The following is a 15,540-nucleotide window of genomic DNA, read 5'->3' as shown; positions in this document are numbered from 1 at the left end:
TATGTCGGTGTGGGCGATTCCCCGTCGAATCACGGCCGCCGCGCGCTTCCCCCTGGAGGGCGCCGGCTGACATCTCTGCTGTACTAAGAGTGGCATAAGAACCAGCACCTTTTTCCGCCCAAGATTGGTTACTGACGAGTTCTACGGACGGGTAACAGCACGCTGGGTAACACCGCGCCGAACAGGTGCCCAGACCATCCGGGACAAACGTCCTGCATGCAGGTGGTTACGGTTGAGTAGGCGAAACAGTGCTGTTCAAAGCACGACTGTTATCGAATCGTTACCTGACGATTTTCTGTCGCGCGTCTGCGGCCGAGATCGCCACCCAAGCACTTGCTCGGTTTTTCAGTCCACAATTGTTCACCAAAATGGCGTCATTGAGTTTGCTGGCAAATCCTTACTAGCCGGTAAGTTTTTCGCCTTGACTCAGTCCCACTGGCCGAATTGCGGCTTCAGGATGTTGTTCACGTCGACGCCCACACCCGCCACCTTGCGCTTGTCGATCTCGACCTGATGCAGGTGCGCGGCAGGGTGGGTGTAGCCCTTCGGCGAACCCCAGTTGTGCTGCCAGAACCAGGACCCGAGGCCGTCCTGCAGCGCCCAGTCGATGACCTTGGAGTTCCCGTACACGCCGACGCGCTGATGTCCGATCACCGATTCCCAGGCCTTCAGGTAGGGCGCGACCTGTGCTTTGTACTGATCCGGGGTCGGGTCGTCGTCGATCGACACGTAGATCGGGGCGGCCACCGGGCCTCCGGCGGCGGTGTGCAGCTGCCAGCCCCGTTTGGCATGGATGACGCCGGCCTGCTGGCCGCCGAGCCAGTCGGCGGTGTCCTGCTTGCCGAACTGATAATTGGACACGATCTTCAGACCCGCCTGATACAGATCGCGGGCCTCGGTCAGCAGAATCGGCTTGCCCAGCATCCAGTCCCCGCCAGGCCGCCGGTCCGAGACGTACCGGATGGCGCCGACGGCACCGGATGCCTTCAGATCACTGCCGCTGATGACGCCTGCCGCGTAGTCGAGCAGGACGCCGAGGGACCCGGTGGCGGCGGTGGCCGGCTCGGCGCCCGCAACGGGCGTCGTGAGCGTCGACGCCAGCGTCCCGAGACCCAGGGCGGCCGGGGTCGTGGCGGCCAGTTTGAGGACGTCGCGTCGCGACATGAACACGAGCCTCAGAATATGACAGTTGCCTCAACGACCACACCAACGACACCGGTCACATCTGCATCACCTTTCGGCAGCCAGGGTGTGGATCGCGAATCCGGTGGCCCAGAGCTTCGATGACCGGCGAAGTCCACCATGACGCTGCGGGTGGACAACTCAATCCGTAGGATCCCCCCATGCCGCCAGCCCCCTCTCGCGCACCGCAGATCGAGTTGCGCGGGGTGCGAAAGGTGTTCGGCGAGGTGACCGCGGTCGAAGGCGCCGACCTGACCGTCGCCGACGGGGAACTGTTCGCGATTCTCGGTCCGTCCGGTTCGGGCAAGACCACGGTGCTGCGGATGATCGCGGGCTTCGAGCAGCCGACCGCCGGCACGGTTCATCTCGGTGGCGCGGACGTCACCGCGTTGCCGCCGGCCAGGCGCGACACCAACACCGTCTTCCAGGACTACGCGCTGTTTCCGCACATGACGGTCGCCCAGAACGTCGAGTACGGCCTGAAGGTCAAGGGCGTACCCAAAGCCGAACGCCGCGAGCGCACGGCAGCCGCGTTGGACATGGTGCGACTATCCGGGCACGCGGCGCGCAAGCCCGCGCAGTTGTCGGGCGGCCAGCAGCAGCGGGTCGCGCTGGCCCGCGCGCTGGTGGGCCGGCCCAAAGTGCTGCTACTCGACGAGCCGCTCGGCGCGCTGGACCTCAAACTGCGCGAGCAGATGCAGGTGGAGCTCAAGGCGATTCAGCGCGAGGTCGGCATCACGTTCGTGATCGTCACCCACGATCAGGACGAAGCGCTCACCCTGTGCGACCGGCTCGCGGTGTTCAACGAGGGCCGCATCGAACAGGTCGGCGCCGCGCGCGAGGTCTACGAGAACCCGGCCAACCGGTTCGTCGCCGACTTCGTCGGCACCTCCAACGTGGTCGACGGTGCGACCGCCGAAGCGTTGGTCGGCCGGGCCGGCACCGTTGCGATCCGTCCGGAACGCATCGCCGTGCTGGCACCTGAGGAGACCGTCCCGGCCGGAATGCGCAGTGTCACAGCCCAAGTCGCCGAAGTGGTGTACGCGGGACCGATCACCCGGGTGGCCGTCGACGCATCCGGGGTCGGTCTGACCGCAACACTGCTGTCGGCCGAGGCATCCACAGACCTCGCCCACGGTGCAACCGTCGTCCTGGCCTGGCCAGACAGCGCCGTCCGATCCCTGTCCGCCTGAGAAGAGGAGCTCGCCATGAGAACCACCACCCGCCGCCTGGGCGTTGCGCTGGCCGTGTGCGCCGCACTGGTCGCCGCCTGCTCGAGTTCCAACAACTCCGGTGGCGGCGGCGGCACCGCACCGCCGAAAATGGAGCCGTTGTCGGCCCTCGGCAGCGGCGAAGGCCAGCTGAACCTCATTGCCTGGCCCGGCTACGCCGAGGACGGGTCCAACGACCCCAAGGTCGACTGGGTGCACCCGTTCGAGCAGAAGACCGGCTGCAAGGTCAACGTCAAGATCGGCAACACCTCCGACGAGATGCTGCAGTTGATGCGCACCGGTCAATACGACGGCGTGTCGGCGTCCGGTGACGCCACGCTGCGCCTGATCTACGCAGGCGACGTCGCCCCGGTCAACACCAAGCTGGTGCCCAACTACGAGACCATCTCGGCGTTCCTCAAGGACAAGCCGTGGAACTCGGTGAACGGCCAGATGTACGGCATCCCGCACGGCTGGGGCGCCAACCTGCTGATGTACAACACCGATGTCGTCAAGGGCGCCCCGGACAGCTGGGGGGCGGTGTTCCCCGGCGCCCCGGAGTACAAGGGCAAGGTCACCGCGTATGACTCCCCCATCTACATCGCCGACGCCGCGCTGTACCTGTCGAAGACGAAACCCGAACTCGGCATCAAGAATCCGTACTCCTTGACCGAGGACCAACTCAATGCCGCGGTGGATCTGCTGAAGGCGCAGCACGGCAACATCGGCGAATACTGGTCGGACTACACCAAGGCGGTGCAGGCCTTCGAGTCCGGCACCTCGGTGATCGGCACCACCTGGCAGGTGATCGCCAACATGATCACGTCCGACAACAAGGTCAAGATCGCCACCGTGCTGCCCAAGGAAGGCGCGACCGGGTGGTCGGACACCTGGATGGTCTCGTCGAAGGCCAAGAATCCCAATTGCATGTACCAGTGGATGGATTGGATCACCTCGCCCCAGGTGAACGCCCAGGTCGCCGAGTACTTCGGTGAGGCCCCCGCGCAGACCAAGGCCTGCGAATTCACCAGCGACAAGACGTTCTGCGACACCTACCACGCCACCGATTCCGCCTACGCGGAGAAGATCAGCTACTGGACGACGCCGCAGAAGCAATGCGTGGACGGCAGCGGTGACAACTGCACGGCCTACAACGAGTGGGTCGACAAATGGCAGCAGATCAAGGGCTGAGCCACGGGGTGAGCCGGCGCCTCCGCCTCGCCTTCCTGCTCGTTCCGCCGCTGGCCTGGCTGGTGGTGGCATACCTGGGATCGCTTGGCGTACTGCTGCTTTCAGCCTTCTGGAGCACCGACACCTTCACCGGTGCGGTGGTGCGCTCCTACACCGGCGACAACATCGTGCGGGTGCTCACCGACGCGGTGTTCCGCACAGCGACCCTGCGTACGGTCGGGATCGCGTTGAGCGTCACCGCGATCTGCATCGTGCTGGCCGTGCCGCTCGGCTTGTACATGGCCAAGGTCGCCTCACCGCGCCTGCGGCTGGCCCTGGTGGTCGCGGTCACCACCCCGTTGTGGGCCAGCTATCTGGTCAAGGCCTACGCCTGGCGGATGTTGCTGTCGCCGGAGGGTCCGCTGCACTGGGTGGCCGGGTACACACCGGGCTACGGCCTGATCGCCACGGTGCTCACGCTGGCCTACCTCTGGTTGCCGTACATGGTGATCCCGGTGTTCGCGGCGTTCGAGCGGGTGCCCGACCCGCTGATCGACGCCAGCTCCGACCTGGGCGCGTCGGATCTCACCACGCTGCGAACCATCGTGGCGCCGTTGGTGTTTCCCGGCATCGCGGCCGGTTCGATCTTCACGTTCTCACTATCGATGGGTGACTACATCGCGGTGACGATCGTCGGCGGCAAAACCCAGATGCTGGGCAACATCATCTACGGACAGCTGGTGACCGCCAACAACCAACCGCTGGCGGCCGCGCTGTCGCTGATCCCGCTGGTGGCGATCGTGCTCTACCTGCTCGCGATGCGGCGCACCGGCGCATTGGAGAACGTCTGATGCTGTCGCCCACCCTGCGCCGGCTGGTCCGGATCTGGACGCTGTTCGTGCTCGTCTTCTTGTACGCGCCGCTGCTCCTGGTGCTGCTCAACGCGTTCAACTCGTCGAAGACGTTCGCTTTCCCGCCAAGCGGTTTCACGCTGCGGTGGTGGGCCGACGCTTGGGCCAGCGACGGTATGTGGCATTCGCTGGCGAACTCGGTGGTGGTGGGTTTGTGCGCGACCGCTCTTGCGCTGCTGTTGGGCAGCATGGCCGCGTTCGCCGTGCAGCGCTACGAGTTCTTCGGGCGGCAGACCATCAGCTTCCTGGTGGTGTTGCCGATCACGCTGCCCGGGATCGTCACCGGTATCGCGCTCAACGCGACGTTCACCTCGGCACTGGGGATGACGCTGGGGCTGGCGACGGTCATCGTCGGGCACGCGACGTTCTGCATCGTGATCGTGTTCAACAACACCCAGGCCCGGCTGCGCCGGCTCGGCACCGGTCTGGAGGACGCCTCGGCCGACCTGGGCGCCTCGGGCTGGCAGACGTTTCGCTACGTCACGTTCCCGATGATGCGGGGCGCGCTGGTCGCCGGTGCGATCCTGGCCTTCGCGCTCAGTTTCGACGAGATCGTCGTCACCACGTTCACCGCGGGGCCGACAGTGCAGACACTGCCGATCTGGATCTTCGGCAACCTGTTCCGGCCCAACCAGGCCCCGGTGATCAACGTCGTCGCCGCGACGCTGACCGTGCTGGCGATCATCCCGGTGTGGCTGGCGCAACGCTTCGGCGGTGATCCCGCATCCACACGCGTATAGCCCGGGAATCAATTTGCGCCGCCGGGAGATGATTGGTGGGGCGGATCGACGAAGGGTGACGGACAGTGCGGGCCTGGATTGTGTGGTCGACAGGAACGTTGGCCTACATCGTGGCCGTCCTGGACCGCACCACGATGGGCGTCTCCGGGCTGGACGCCGCCAAGCGATTCTCGGCGAGCCCCGGCCTGCTGTCGACGTTCGTCGTGCTGCAGGTGATCGTCTATGCGTCCGCACAGATCCCGGCCGGACTGCTCCTCGACCGGTTCGGGTCCAAAAGGATGATCCTGACCGGTGCGACTCTGATGGTCGCGGGTCAACTGGTGCTGGCAGTCACTGTGTCGTTGCCCACCGCGATCGCCGCCCGCGCGGTCGTCGGGCTCGGCGATGCGTTCACGTTCATCTCGGTGTTACGGCTGGTGCCGCACTGGTTCACACCGCGCCAGATCCCGTTGGTGACTCAGCTGACCGGTATCTCAGGCCAACTGGGACAGGTGCTTTCAGCGGTGCCGTTCCTGTCGCTGCTCATCGGGTCCGGGTGGACCCGGGCCTACCTGGCCGTCGCGGCGTTCGGCGTGCTGTCCCTGGTGCTGACCCTGGCCCTGGTGAAAGACACCCCGAGCGGCGTGACCGCCCACGATCCCGTGACCAGCGTTCGCGAGACGTTGGCCAGTGTGAAGACGGTCTGGATGCGACCCGGCACCCGGCTCGGCTTCTTCACCCACATGGGCACCCAGTTCTCGGTCACCGTCTTCGCGCTGATGTGGGGGGTCCCGTATCTGACGGTGGCGCAAAATCTTTCGCGCGGTGAGGCGGGAACACTGCTGACCATCTCGGTGGTTGCCGCGATCGTCTTCGGGGTGCTGATCGGCATCATCACCGGACGGCATCCGCACCGGCGGTCGTGGATCGTGCTGGGCATCGTCATCAGCAATGCGCTCATCTGGACAGTGGTGCTGGCGTTGCCGTCCGCGGCGCCGCGCTGGCTGCTGGTGCTGCTGATCGTGGTGATCTCGTTCGGCGGCCCGGGCTCGATGGTCGGCTTCGATTTCGCCCGTACCTTCAATCCGCGCTCGACGCTGGGCACCGCACAGGGCGCGGTGAACATGGGCGGCTTCCTGGCCTCACTGCTGGTCATGCAGGCGATGGGCGTGATCATCGGTGCGACCGGCGGTTACTCGTTCGAATCGTTCCGGGTGGCCTGGTGCGTCCAATACGCGGTGTGGGCGTTCGCGATCGCAGGCATTCTGATCACCCGCCGCAAAGCCAGGCGCACGATCGGCCAGATCGAGGAAAGCCGGTACCTGCTGGAGTTCTTCAGCGACTCCGAGCCGGCGCCGGCCGCCCCTCGTCCGGACCGTTGATCAGCGGTTGCGGCTGCTCTCGCGGCGATTGGCCTTCATGATGGCGTCGACCAGTTCGCCCTTGTTCATCGCGGAACGCCCGCTGATGTCGAGCCGTCTGGCGACGTCGGGCAGATGCTTCTTGCTCGCATTGGCGTCCACCCCTTCGGCGCTCTTGCCTTTGGGATTGGGACCACCGCTGCGGGCCCGGGAATCCGAGGGCCCCGTGGAGCTCTTGGCCTCCCAGTGGTCGCCGACCTTCTCGTAGCTGTGCTTGAGCGCGCTGTAGGCCACCCGGTGGGCCCGCTCGCCCTCGCCGTATTCCTCGGCCGCCGCGTCATGCGCCTTGGCGAATGTGCGCTGCGCCTTCGCGTCGGATTTCCTCAGAGTGCTGGGCAACTCACTCTTCTTGGCGTCGCCGCGCTTGGTTGTCTTGGGCATCGACATCACCTCCGTATCGGGGTCGGCTACCCGGCGATCAGGGGCGGAAAACGTCGGTGAAAACGGTCGGTAACGCCCACCGGTCGGCGGTCGATATCCCAGTCAGCCCCGAGCTGCCGTGCAACCCGACTCCGCGGCAGCCCGGGCTCCAACTTTTTCCCGCCCGTCGGCCCGACGTTTGATCATCCGGTACCGGAGGTATCACCCAAGCGTCGAAGGGACGCACGATGGGTCTGGACCTCACGCCGACGACGGCGCAACACGATCTCGCTCGCCGCACACACGAATTCGCCGAACAGTGCATCCGGCCGGTGGCCGCCGACTACGACAAGCGCCAGGAGTTTCCCTGGCCGGTATTGGAGGACGCGGCTGCCCGGGGGTTCTATAGTCCGCTGTTCTATCGCGACCTGATCGGTGATCCGACCGGCCTGTCACTGCCGATGTTCATGGAGGAGCTGTTCTGGGGTTGCGCGGGAATCGGTTTGGCCGTGGTCATGCCGGCGCTGGCGCTGTCGGCCATCGGCCAGGCAGCCACACCCGAGCAGATGCTGACCTGGGCGCCCGAGTGCTTCGGCACCCCGGGGGATCTGAAATTGGCCGCGTTGGCGATCTCCGAACCCGAGGGCGGCAGCGATGTGCGCAACCTGCGGACCCGGGCCCGGCGCGACGGTGACGACTGGATCATCGACGGGCACAAGATGTGGATCGGAAACGGCGGCATCGCCAACGTGCACGTCGTCAATGCCGTCGTCGACGAGGAGCTGGGCCATCGCGGACAGGCTTTGTTCGTAGTGCCCGGTGGCACACCGGGTTTGGAGCTTGTCCGCAAGCTCGACAAGCTCGGGTGCCGCGCCTCGCACACCGCGGAGCTGAAGTTCGACGGCGTGCGGGTGCCCGGTGCGAACCTGCTCGGCGGGCAGGACAAGCTCGAGCATAAACTCGCCAAGACCCGCGAGGCCATGGCCACCGGCGGGCGGCGCTCCGGATCGGCCACGCTCGGCACGTTCGAGCAGACCCGCCCGATGGTGGCTGCCCAGGCGCTCGGAATCGCCCGGGCCGCACTGGAATACGTCACCGCCTACGCCAACCGCCGCGAGGCGTTCGGCGCTCCCATCATCGACAACCAGGGCATCGCCTTCCCACTGGCCGACCTGGCCACCGGTATCGACGCCGCTCGGCTGTTGACCTGGCGCGCGTCCTGGATGGCCGCCAACAACGTCCCGTTCGAGCGCGGTGAAGGCTCGATGGCGAAGCTGGCCGCCAGCGAGATCGCCGTCAAGACCACCGAGCGGGCCATCCAGACCATGGGCGGCTGGGGATACATCAGCGACCATCCGGTGGAGAAGTGGTACCGCGACGCCAAGCTGTACACCATCTTCGAGGGCACCAGCGAGATCCAGCGGATCGTGATCTCCTCGGCGCTCGGCGCCGCCGACGGCGGACCGCCGATGCACGTCGAGCTGGAACCCTCAGGCGGTCCGTTCAACCGGCTGTTCGGCCGCGGCACCCCGGCGCGCGGCCGTGTCGCCGAGACCGCACTCGCCATGAAGGACCGGGTTCCCGAGCCGGCGATGCGGATGGTCATGAAGGTTCTCGCGCCGCCGAAGCCGAAGCGCTGAGCCGCCGAACGGCCCGCTCCGATGGGACTTCAGCCCCTATCGGCAGGTCCGGCCGACATGGTCGGATCGATATGACTGAGGGGGACGTCATGGAAGATCTCGACCACACCAAGCATTCGGCTGTGCTGATCGCCGTCGACGAGGATGCCGATCGCACTCGGGCCACCGCACTGCTCTCCTGGCGGAGTACCGCCCTGGTGGGCATGGGGATCGCCCGCATGGATGCCGGCACCGAGCACGCGGTGGAACTGCGCGACGAGCTGGCCGTCGCGAGGGCATTGTCCAACCTGGCCAGTCAGCTCTTCGCGACGTCGATGTCGGAGATCGAGGCCGCGGCCGGCTAGCGGCCTGGCGTTTCACCGCGCGCTGATGTCGCCGTCGGCGACAATGGAGTCCGCCGTCCCGGGGAGTCGCTGATGCCCGAATCGTTCACACCGCCGTCGATCGTGGTCGGCGTCGATGGTTCTCGGGGCGCTGTGCGGGCCGCGTTGTGGGCGATCGACGAAGCAGTCAGCCGTGACATCCCGCTGCGGCTGGTCTATGCCATCCACCCGCCCAGCCCTGATCCGGTGGATCCGCAGGAGGAGGCGCGCCTGCTCGCCGGCGCCGAATTCGCGGTCCGCTCCGCGGCAGACGCGGTCGAGGCCACCGGGCGGCAGGTCAAACTCGAAGTCGAGATCCTTCAGGGCCGGCCGATCGCCACGCTGGTGGAGGCCTCCCGGGTGGCGGCGATGATCTGCGTCGGCGAGGTCGGCCTCAAGCACTTCGACGCCGATCGCATCGGGTCGACGGCGACCGCGCTGGTCACCGCGGCGCATTGCCCGGTCGCGATCGTGCGGGGCGAGGATCGGATCGCCGGCCATGATCCCGGCTGGATCGTCGTCGAGCTCGACGAATCCCCCGACAGCGCTGCGGTTCTGCAATTCGGGGTCGCCGAAGCGCGGTTGCGGGGCGCGCCGCTGCGGGTTCTCGGCTCGTGGCAGTCGCGCTACACCGATGTCCACGACTCCCACGCGGTCTCCGACGGCAACCGGATGGTGCGCGCGCAGCTGGACCGCCGGCTGTCGCATTGGAAGAACCAATATCCCGATCTGGACGCCCGACCGGTCGCGATCCACGGCAGCGTGCTGAACTATCTGGCCAAACACGCCGGGTCCATCCAGCTCGTCGTAGTGGGCGCGCGCAACGCCCGGGGCATCGAAGAACTGCTGGGTCCGACCGGGTCGGCGGCCCTGCACAACACCGATTGCTCGGTTCTGGTCGTCGACCGTCAGCGATTGTTGTGACACTCGACAGCGAACTCCCGATATCGTTGCGGCATGGTCAAGGTCTTCCTCGTCGATGACCACGAAGTCGTTCGCCGTGGACTGATCGACCTGCTGTCCGCCGATCCCGATCTCGAAGTCATCGGTGAAGCCGGTTCGGTGGCCCACGCGTTGGCGCAGATTCCGGCGCTGAATCCCGACGTCGCGGTGCTCGACGTACGCCTGCCCGACGGCAACGGCATCGAGCTGTGTCGCGACTTACTGTCCCGAATGCCCAACCTCCGGTGCCTGATGCTGACGTCGTTCACGTCCGACGAGGCGATGCTGGACGCCATCCTCGCCGGGGCGAGCGGCTATGTGGTCAAGGACATCAAGGGCATGGAGCTCGCCGAGGCGATCAAGGATGTCGGCGCGGGCCGGTCGCTGCTCGACAATCGTGCCGCCGCGGCGCTGATGGCCAAGTTGCGCGGTGCCGCTGAGCGTTCCGATCCGCTGTCGGGTCTCACTGAACAGGAACGGGTCCTGCTCGGCTTACTTGGCGAGGGCCTGACGAACAAGCAAATCGCCGCGCGAATGTTCCTCGCTGAGAAGACGGTGAAAAACTACGTATCGCGTCTGCTGGCAAAACTTGGGATGGAACGCCGCACCCAGGCGGCGGTGTTCATCTCGAAGCTCGACCATAACCAGCGTAGCCAAGATTGAAGCGGCCGTTGCCTTCTGGTGGCAACATGAGGGCGGTGACCGACACCGTCGGACCGAACGGGAATCGCAAGGCGGGTTCGCCGCTGCGTGACACATTGTCGGGTCTTCGTCTGCGCGAGCTACTTGCCGAGGTCCAGGACCGGGTAGAGCAGATCGTCGAAGGTCGGGACCGACTCGACGGCCTGGTCGAAGCGATGCTGGTGGTGACCTCCGGTCTGGAATTGGACGTCACGCTCAAAACCATCGTTCACACGGCGATCGACCTCGTCGACGCCCGCTACGGAGCGCTGGGCGTACGCGGCCACGACCATGAGCTCGTCGAGTTCATCTACGAGGGCATCGACGCCGAAACCCATGAACTGATCGGCCCGCTGCCCTCCGGACGCGGCGTCCTCGGCCACCTGATCGACGAACCGAAACCGATCCGGCTCGACAACATCACGCAGCACCCGGCATCGGTGGGCTTCCCGCCGAATCACCCGCCCATGCGCACCTTCCTCGGCGTTCCGGTGCGGATCCGCGACGACGTGTACGGCAACCTATATCTCACCGACAAGGCGGACGGGCAGCCGTTCAGCGAGGACGACGAAGTCCTGGTCGAGGCGTTGGCCGCCGCGGCGGGTATCGCGATCGACAACGCCCGTCTCTACGAACAGTCCCGCACGCGGCAGTCCTGGATCGAGGCGACCCGCGACATCGGCACCGAGTTGCTGGGTGGTGCGGACCCGGCCCAGGTGTTCCGGCTCATCGCCGACGAGGCGCTCAAACTCACCGCGGCGGACGTGGTGCTGGTCGCAGTGCCCAGCGATATTCAGCTGCCCGTCGACCAGGTCGAGGAATTGCTGGTGGTCGAGACGGCGGGCAAGGTCGGCCAGCCCGAATCATTGCCGCCAATCACCGTGCGGGACAGCGTGATCGGCCACGCCTTCGCCGCGCAGGCACCGCAGCGGTTCACCGACATCAGCGACGAGCTGCCCGCGATACCCGGGATCGGCGCCGCGCTGGTCCTGCCGTTGCGCACCACCGACACCGCCGCCGGGGTGGTGGTGATCCTGCGGCGCACCGGCAGGCAGACGTTCAGCCACGAACAGCTCGACATGATGGCGGGCTTCGCCGACCAGGCGACGCTGGCCTGGCAGTTGGCCTCGACCCAGCGGCACCTGCGCGAACTCGACGTGCTCTCCGACCGCGACCGGATCGCCCGCGACCTGCACGACCACGTCATCCAACGGTTGTTCGCAATCGGCCTTTCCCTGCAGGGCACGATTCCGCGCAGCCGGCTGCCCGAAGTGCGCCAGCGCCTGACGAGCAGCGTGGACGACCTACAGGAGGTCATCCAGGAGATCCGCACCGCGATCTTCGACCTGCACGGCGGGTCGGTGGGCGCCACCACACAGCTTCGTCAGCGCCTCGACGACGCGGTCAATGCGTTCGCCGGTTCGGGGCCGCGGATCGCCATTCAGTACGTCGGACCGTTGTCGGTGATCGAGGCGGGGCTGGCTGATCACGCCGAGGCGGTGGTTCGCGAGGCGGTCAGCAACGCGGTGCGCCACGCTGACGCCCAGTCACTCAGCGTCACTGTGCGGGTGGAGGACGAACTCGCGATCGAGGTGATCGACGACGGCCGCGGCATGCCGGCCGAGGTCCACCCCAGTGGGTTGATCAACCTGCGTCGCCGCGCGTACGAGGTCGGCGGGGACTTCACCGTCGACAACGCCGAAGGCGGCGGTACGGTGCTTCGCTGGAGCGCACCACTGCCGTAAGGCCTTGGCGTCCAAGGCGTTTGAGGTTACCCGCTGCGCGCGACGATCACCGGCTGCCGGGACCCGTGCACCACCGCGGTGCTGACCGACCCCAGCAGCATCCCGGCGAATCCACCCCGTCCGTGGCTGCCGAGGACGGTCAACTGCGCCGACTCCGACTGCTCGATGAGCTGTTGCGCGGGCCGGTCGGCCACCACCAGCCGGTGCACCACGACATCGGGGTAGCGCTCCTGCCAGCCGGCCAGCCGCTCGGCCAGTGTCTCTTCGGCGATCGACCGCAGTGCCGACCAGTCCAGACCGGGGAATTCGAACACCCCGGTGTCACTCCAGGCGTGCACGGCGACCAGTTCCACCCCGCGCAACGAGGCCTGCTCGTATGCGATTTCCAGCGCCTTCTCTGAGGCCGGTGAACCGTCGACGCCGACGACCACCGGGGCCTTCGACGGGCGGGCCGTCAACGTGTCCTCGTCGTGGATGATCGCCACCGGGCAGTGCGCGTGGTGGACCAGGCCGGTGCTGACCGAACCCAGCAGACTGCGGGCCAGCGCGCCGCGACCCCGGCACCCGACCACGATCAGCTGGGCGTCTTTGGACAGGTCGGCCAGCGTCGGTATCGGAGAGCCACTCACGATCTCGGTGGTGACCTTCACGTCCTTGGCGGCCGCTGCGACGGTTTCAGTCGCGCTCTCCAGAATCTCACGAGCCGAATCTTCCTGCCACTGAAGGTAACCGCTGGGAACGGGCACTTCGGGGAAGGTCATCACCACGGGCGAGCTGAGCACATGCACCAGGTGCACCTGTGCCCCACGCAACGCCGCGTCGCGTGCCGCCCAGTCGACGGCAACCTTCGACTCCGGGGATCCGTCCACACCAACGACGATGTCGTATTTCGTTGCAGAGGTTGACATTTGATATTCCTTCCGGGTTGTCATGCCACACGACTGTCGAGCCCGTCGACCACTTCGGAGAATGGCCGGCGCGGGGTGGCAGGCAGTGGGTCGGCGTTCACCGCCGCCCAGCCGATACGCACCAGCATCTGCGGATAGCCGCTGGTACCGAAGACGTCTTCGCGCACCGCTTCTCGTGTTTCGCTGATCTCCAGCGGCTCGGTGACCGGGCACGTCGCCAACCCCATGGCGGTGGCCGACAGCAGCACCAGGCTGGTCGCCTCGCCGGCGCGCAACCGGGCCAGGTCGTCGTCGGTCTCGGTTCCGAGCGCGAGCAGGACGGCGTTGTCCTCGGCGGCAGGCGTTTCCGACGGCTGCGCCAGGATCGGGCCTGCGAACACTCGGGCCGGCAGCGTCGCGTGCTGATCGGGTGCGGGAGTGTTGTGGGCGGGCACTCCCGCCAGCGACCCGTACCGGCCGCTCCAGGCGCTGAGCTCACTGAGATAGTCGGCGTCAGCGGCGTGCCTGGACACCGATCGGGCGACGATCTCCGTCAGATGAGGCAGCAGGTCCAGCTGGCGCAGCATCACCCCCGCCCGTGCGGCGCGCGCACCCATCAACGCGATGTCACCACCGGGTACCGGCCATGAGCTGAAGGTGCGCCGATCGGTACGACGTCGGGTGATCGCGGCGGCCAGGGTGACGTCGAGTTCACCGGCGGCGAGCGGCTGCACCTCGATCGACGCCAGGTGAGCGCTGTCGGCCGGATCGGGGAACCGCCGGATCGTGGCCTGCCACCCCAGCGCGGCCAATGCGACGGTGCAATGGTGCAGCGCGGCGCCGCAGCTGACCAGCATGTCGCGGCGGTCGGGATCGGTGTTCGGCAGGTGTCTGCTGGGGTCCGCGTACAGATGCAGGCTGCTGGGCCCGACCCGCCAGTGCCAGGGCTGCGAGTTGTGCACCGACGGCGCCCGCATCGCCAGGCTCAGCACAGTCCGAATGGTCTCGGGCTCGGGAAACGGCACGCTCATACGTCCACTGTCGCCGCGCCACGCAGGATCTGACAGGGGCGTAAGTCCCAAGCTGTGGGGACTTGAGTGGGCTGATCCCAGCGTCAGGGATGTCTGCTGGTCACTCCCCCGTCGACCACCAGGTGGGCTCCGGTGATGAACGACGCCTTCGGCGACATCAGGAACGCCACCGCCGCGCCGACCTCGTCCGGGTTCCCCAGCCTGCCGATCGGCGCGGCCGCCTCGAAACCCTCGCGCACCTCGTCGACGTCGAGAGCGATCTGCAGCATCGGGGTGCGAATGAAGCCGGGGCACACCGCGTTGACCCGGATCCCGTCCGGACCCAGCTGAGCTGCCATCGATCGGGTCAGCCCCAGCAGGCCGGCCTTGGAGGCGCAGTAGGCCGGGATGAACGGGTTGGCGGTCAGTCCCTCGATGCTCGAGATGCCGACGATCGCGGGGGCTGCACCGGCACGGGCGGCCTCCTGCAGGTGTGGCAGCAGCAGTTGCGACAGGATCGCCTGGGCGCGCAGGTTGACGTCGAGCACCGCGTCCCAGGATTCCTCGGTGAAAGCGCCGACCGGTTCGGCGATGACCCGCCCGGCGGCGTGCACCAGCCCGTCGATTCCGTCCATCGCGGCCGCGGCGGCGTCGACGGCAGCACTCAACGCGTCGCCGTCGCACACGTCGATCACGGTGTGCGGCATGCCGAGTGCCTCGGCCACCTCCGCCACCGCCGGGGCGATGTCCCACAGCGCGACTCGGCGTCCGTCGGCGATCAGCGCCTCGGCCGAAGCCCGGCCGATCCCGGACGCGGCTCCGGTGACGATGACACCACTCATGTCTCGGCCTCCTCGGTCAACTCCGCCCGCCTGCGCGGACTCGGCGGATTGTCGAACCAGAGGTTCTCCTCACGCAGCTGCCTGCTGCGCCATCCGCTGTCGGTGCGGACCATAACGTGGTGGTAGTAACCGCCGCACGCGCTTGTCTCAGTCGCGCCCGGCAGCAGCATAGGGTTGTAGAACATGGCTCGCACTGTTGCGGTGTCACCGTCGATGTCCGCCTCGATGTTGGTGACGAAGTGTTGCGTCATCGGCATCAGCACCAGCGATCGCTCCAGCCAGGAGCAGACCTCGTCGCGGCCGTCCTCCGGGCCGCCGACGGAGCTGTAATCGAGACGGGCATCGTCGGTGAACAAGGACCGCAGCAGATCCCAGTCATGGGTGTCGACTGCCCGGGCGTAACGGTGCAGGACCGACGCGATCTCGAGTTCGTCGCTGACGCGCTGCACGTCCATCG

General features: G+C 66.8%; 16 protein-coding genes. 10 read left to right on the top strand and 6 right to left on the bottom strand.

Annotated elements, in window-relative coordinates; all coding sequences use genetic code 11:
• Positions 1-426: 426 nt before the first annotated feature.
• Positions 427-1,170 carry a DUF1906 domain-containing protein gene (locus AB4879_RS02485; protein ID WP_102808657.1) on the bottom strand — a complete coding sequence of 248 codons (744 nt, stop codon included), beginning with the start codon at positions 1,168-1,170 and terminating at the stop codon, positions 427-429.
• A 173-nt stretch (positions 1,171-1,343) separates the two neighbouring features.
• Here AB4879_RS02485 and AB4879_RS02480 point away from each other — a divergent pair, with 173 nt between their 5' ends.
• From AB4879_RS02480 to AB4879_RS02460, 5 genes are all read left to right on the top strand, one after another.
• Entirely contained in the window at positions 1,344-2,375 is a 1,032-nt protein-coding gene (locus AB4879_RS02480) for an ABC transporter ATP-binding protein (protein WP_370506278.1), read from the top strand.
• A gap of 15 nt (positions 2,376-2,390) precedes the next feature.
• Complete coding sequence (locus tag AB4879_RS02475) at positions 2,391-3,584, top strand: ABC transporter substrate-binding protein (RefSeq protein WP_370506277.1); 1,194 nt, start codon at positions 2,391-2,393, stop codon at positions 3,582-3,584.
• Positions 3,563-4,414 carry an ABC transporter permease gene (locus AB4879_RS02470; RefSeq protein WP_370506276.1) on the top strand — a complete coding sequence of 284 codons (852 nt, stop codon included), beginning with the start codon at positions 3,563-3,565 and terminating at the stop codon, positions 4,412-4,414. Before AB4879_RS02475 ends, AB4879_RS02470 begins: the two co-directional genes overlap by 22 nt.
• Positions 4,414-5,214 (top strand): ABC transporter permease, encoded by an 801-nt coding sequence (locus tag AB4879_RS02465; protein WP_370506275.1) that lies wholly within the window; start codon positions 4,414-4,416, stop codon positions 5,212-5,214. Before AB4879_RS02470 ends, AB4879_RS02465 begins: the two co-directional genes overlap by 1 nt.
• 65 nt (positions 5,215-5,279) lie before the next feature.
• Positions 5,280-6,575, top strand: coding sequence for a nitrate/nitrite transporter (locus AB4879_RS02460; protein ID WP_102808662.1), 1,296 nt, complete (start codon positions 5,280-5,282; stop codon positions 6,573-6,575).
• On the opposite strand, the gene AB4879_RS02455 is transcribed toward AB4879_RS02460, so the two are convergent.
• Positions 6,576-6,995, bottom strand: a complete 420-nt coding sequence (locus tag AB4879_RS02455) for a ChaB family protein (RefSeq protein ID WP_370506274.1) — start codon at positions 6,993-6,995, stop codon at positions 6,576-6,578.
• Positions 6,996-7,222: 227 nt separating this feature from the next.
• Between AB4879_RS02455 and AB4879_RS02450 the strand changes: the two genes are divergently transcribed.
• From AB4879_RS02450 to AB4879_RS02430, 5 genes are all read left to right on the top strand, one after another.
• Entirely contained in the window at positions 7,223-8,614 is a 1,392-nt protein-coding gene (locus tag AB4879_RS02450) for an acyl-CoA dehydrogenase family protein (protein ID WP_370506273.1), read from the top strand.
• 71 nt (positions 8,615-8,685) lie between these two features.
• Positions 8,686-8,958 carry a dsRBD fold-containing protein gene (locus AB4879_RS02445; RefSeq protein WP_370506272.1) on the top strand — a complete coding sequence of 91 codons (273 nt, stop codon included), beginning with the start codon at positions 8,686-8,688 and terminating at the stop codon, positions 8,956-8,958.
• Between the two features lie 72 nt (positions 8,959-9,030).
• Complete coding sequence (locus AB4879_RS02440; RefSeq protein WP_370506271.1) at positions 9,031-9,900, top strand: universal stress protein; 870 nt, start codon at positions 9,031-9,033, stop codon at positions 9,898-9,900.
• A 33-nt stretch (positions 9,901-9,933) separates the two neighbouring features.
• On the top strand, positions 9,934-10,581 hold the full coding sequence (locus tag AB4879_RS02435; RefSeq protein WP_370506270.1) for a response regulator: 648 nt from the start codon (positions 9,934-9,936) through the stop codon (positions 10,579-10,581).
• A 35-nt stretch (positions 10,582-10,616) separates the two neighbouring features.
• Complete coding sequence (locus AB4879_RS02430; RefSeq protein WP_370506269.1) at positions 10,617-12,344, top strand: GAF domain-containing sensor histidine kinase; 1,728 nt, start codon at positions 10,617-10,619, stop codon at positions 12,342-12,344.
• A 26-nt stretch (positions 12,345-12,370) separates the two neighbouring features.
• Here AB4879_RS02430 and AB4879_RS02425 read toward each other — a convergent pair whose 3' ends face one another.
• The 4 genes from AB4879_RS02425 to AB4879_RS02410 all read right to left on the bottom strand — a co-directional run bounded on the left by AB4879_RS02425 (position 12,371) and on the right by AB4879_RS02410 (position 15,538).
• Positions 12,371-13,252, bottom strand: coding sequence for a universal stress protein (locus AB4879_RS02425; protein ID WP_102808715.1), 882 nt, complete (start codon positions 13,250-13,252; stop codon positions 12,371-12,373).
• Positions 13,253-13,272: 20 nt separating this feature from the next.
• Positions 13,273-14,262: an NAD(P)H nitroreductase gene (locus AB4879_RS02420; RefSeq protein WP_370506268.1), complete on the bottom strand. Its 990-nt coding sequence runs from the start codon at positions 14,260-14,262 to the stop codon at positions 13,273-13,275.
• Between the two features lie 83 nt (positions 14,263-14,345).
• A complete protein-coding gene (locus AB4879_RS02415; protein ID WP_370506267.1) occupies positions 14,346-15,083 on the bottom strand; it encodes an SDR family NAD(P)-dependent oxidoreductase in 738 nt (245 codons plus the stop codon).
• Positions 15,080-15,538, bottom strand: a complete 459-nt coding sequence (locus tag AB4879_RS02410; protein WP_370506266.1) for a nuclear transport factor 2 family protein — start codon at positions 15,536-15,538, stop codon at positions 15,080-15,082. The genes AB4879_RS02415 and AB4879_RS02410 overlap by 4 nt, the downstream gene beginning before the upstream one ends.
• Positions 15,539-15,540: the final 2 nt, after the last annotated feature.

It is taken from the genome of Mycobacterium sp. SA01, assembly GCF_041287105.1.
Taxonomy (GTDB): domain Bacteria; phylum Actinomycetota; class Actinomycetes; order Mycobacteriales; family Mycobacteriaceae; genus Mycobacterium.
Note: the sequence above shows the minus strand (reverse complement) of the source record. Positions and strands in the feature narration are given on the sequence as shown.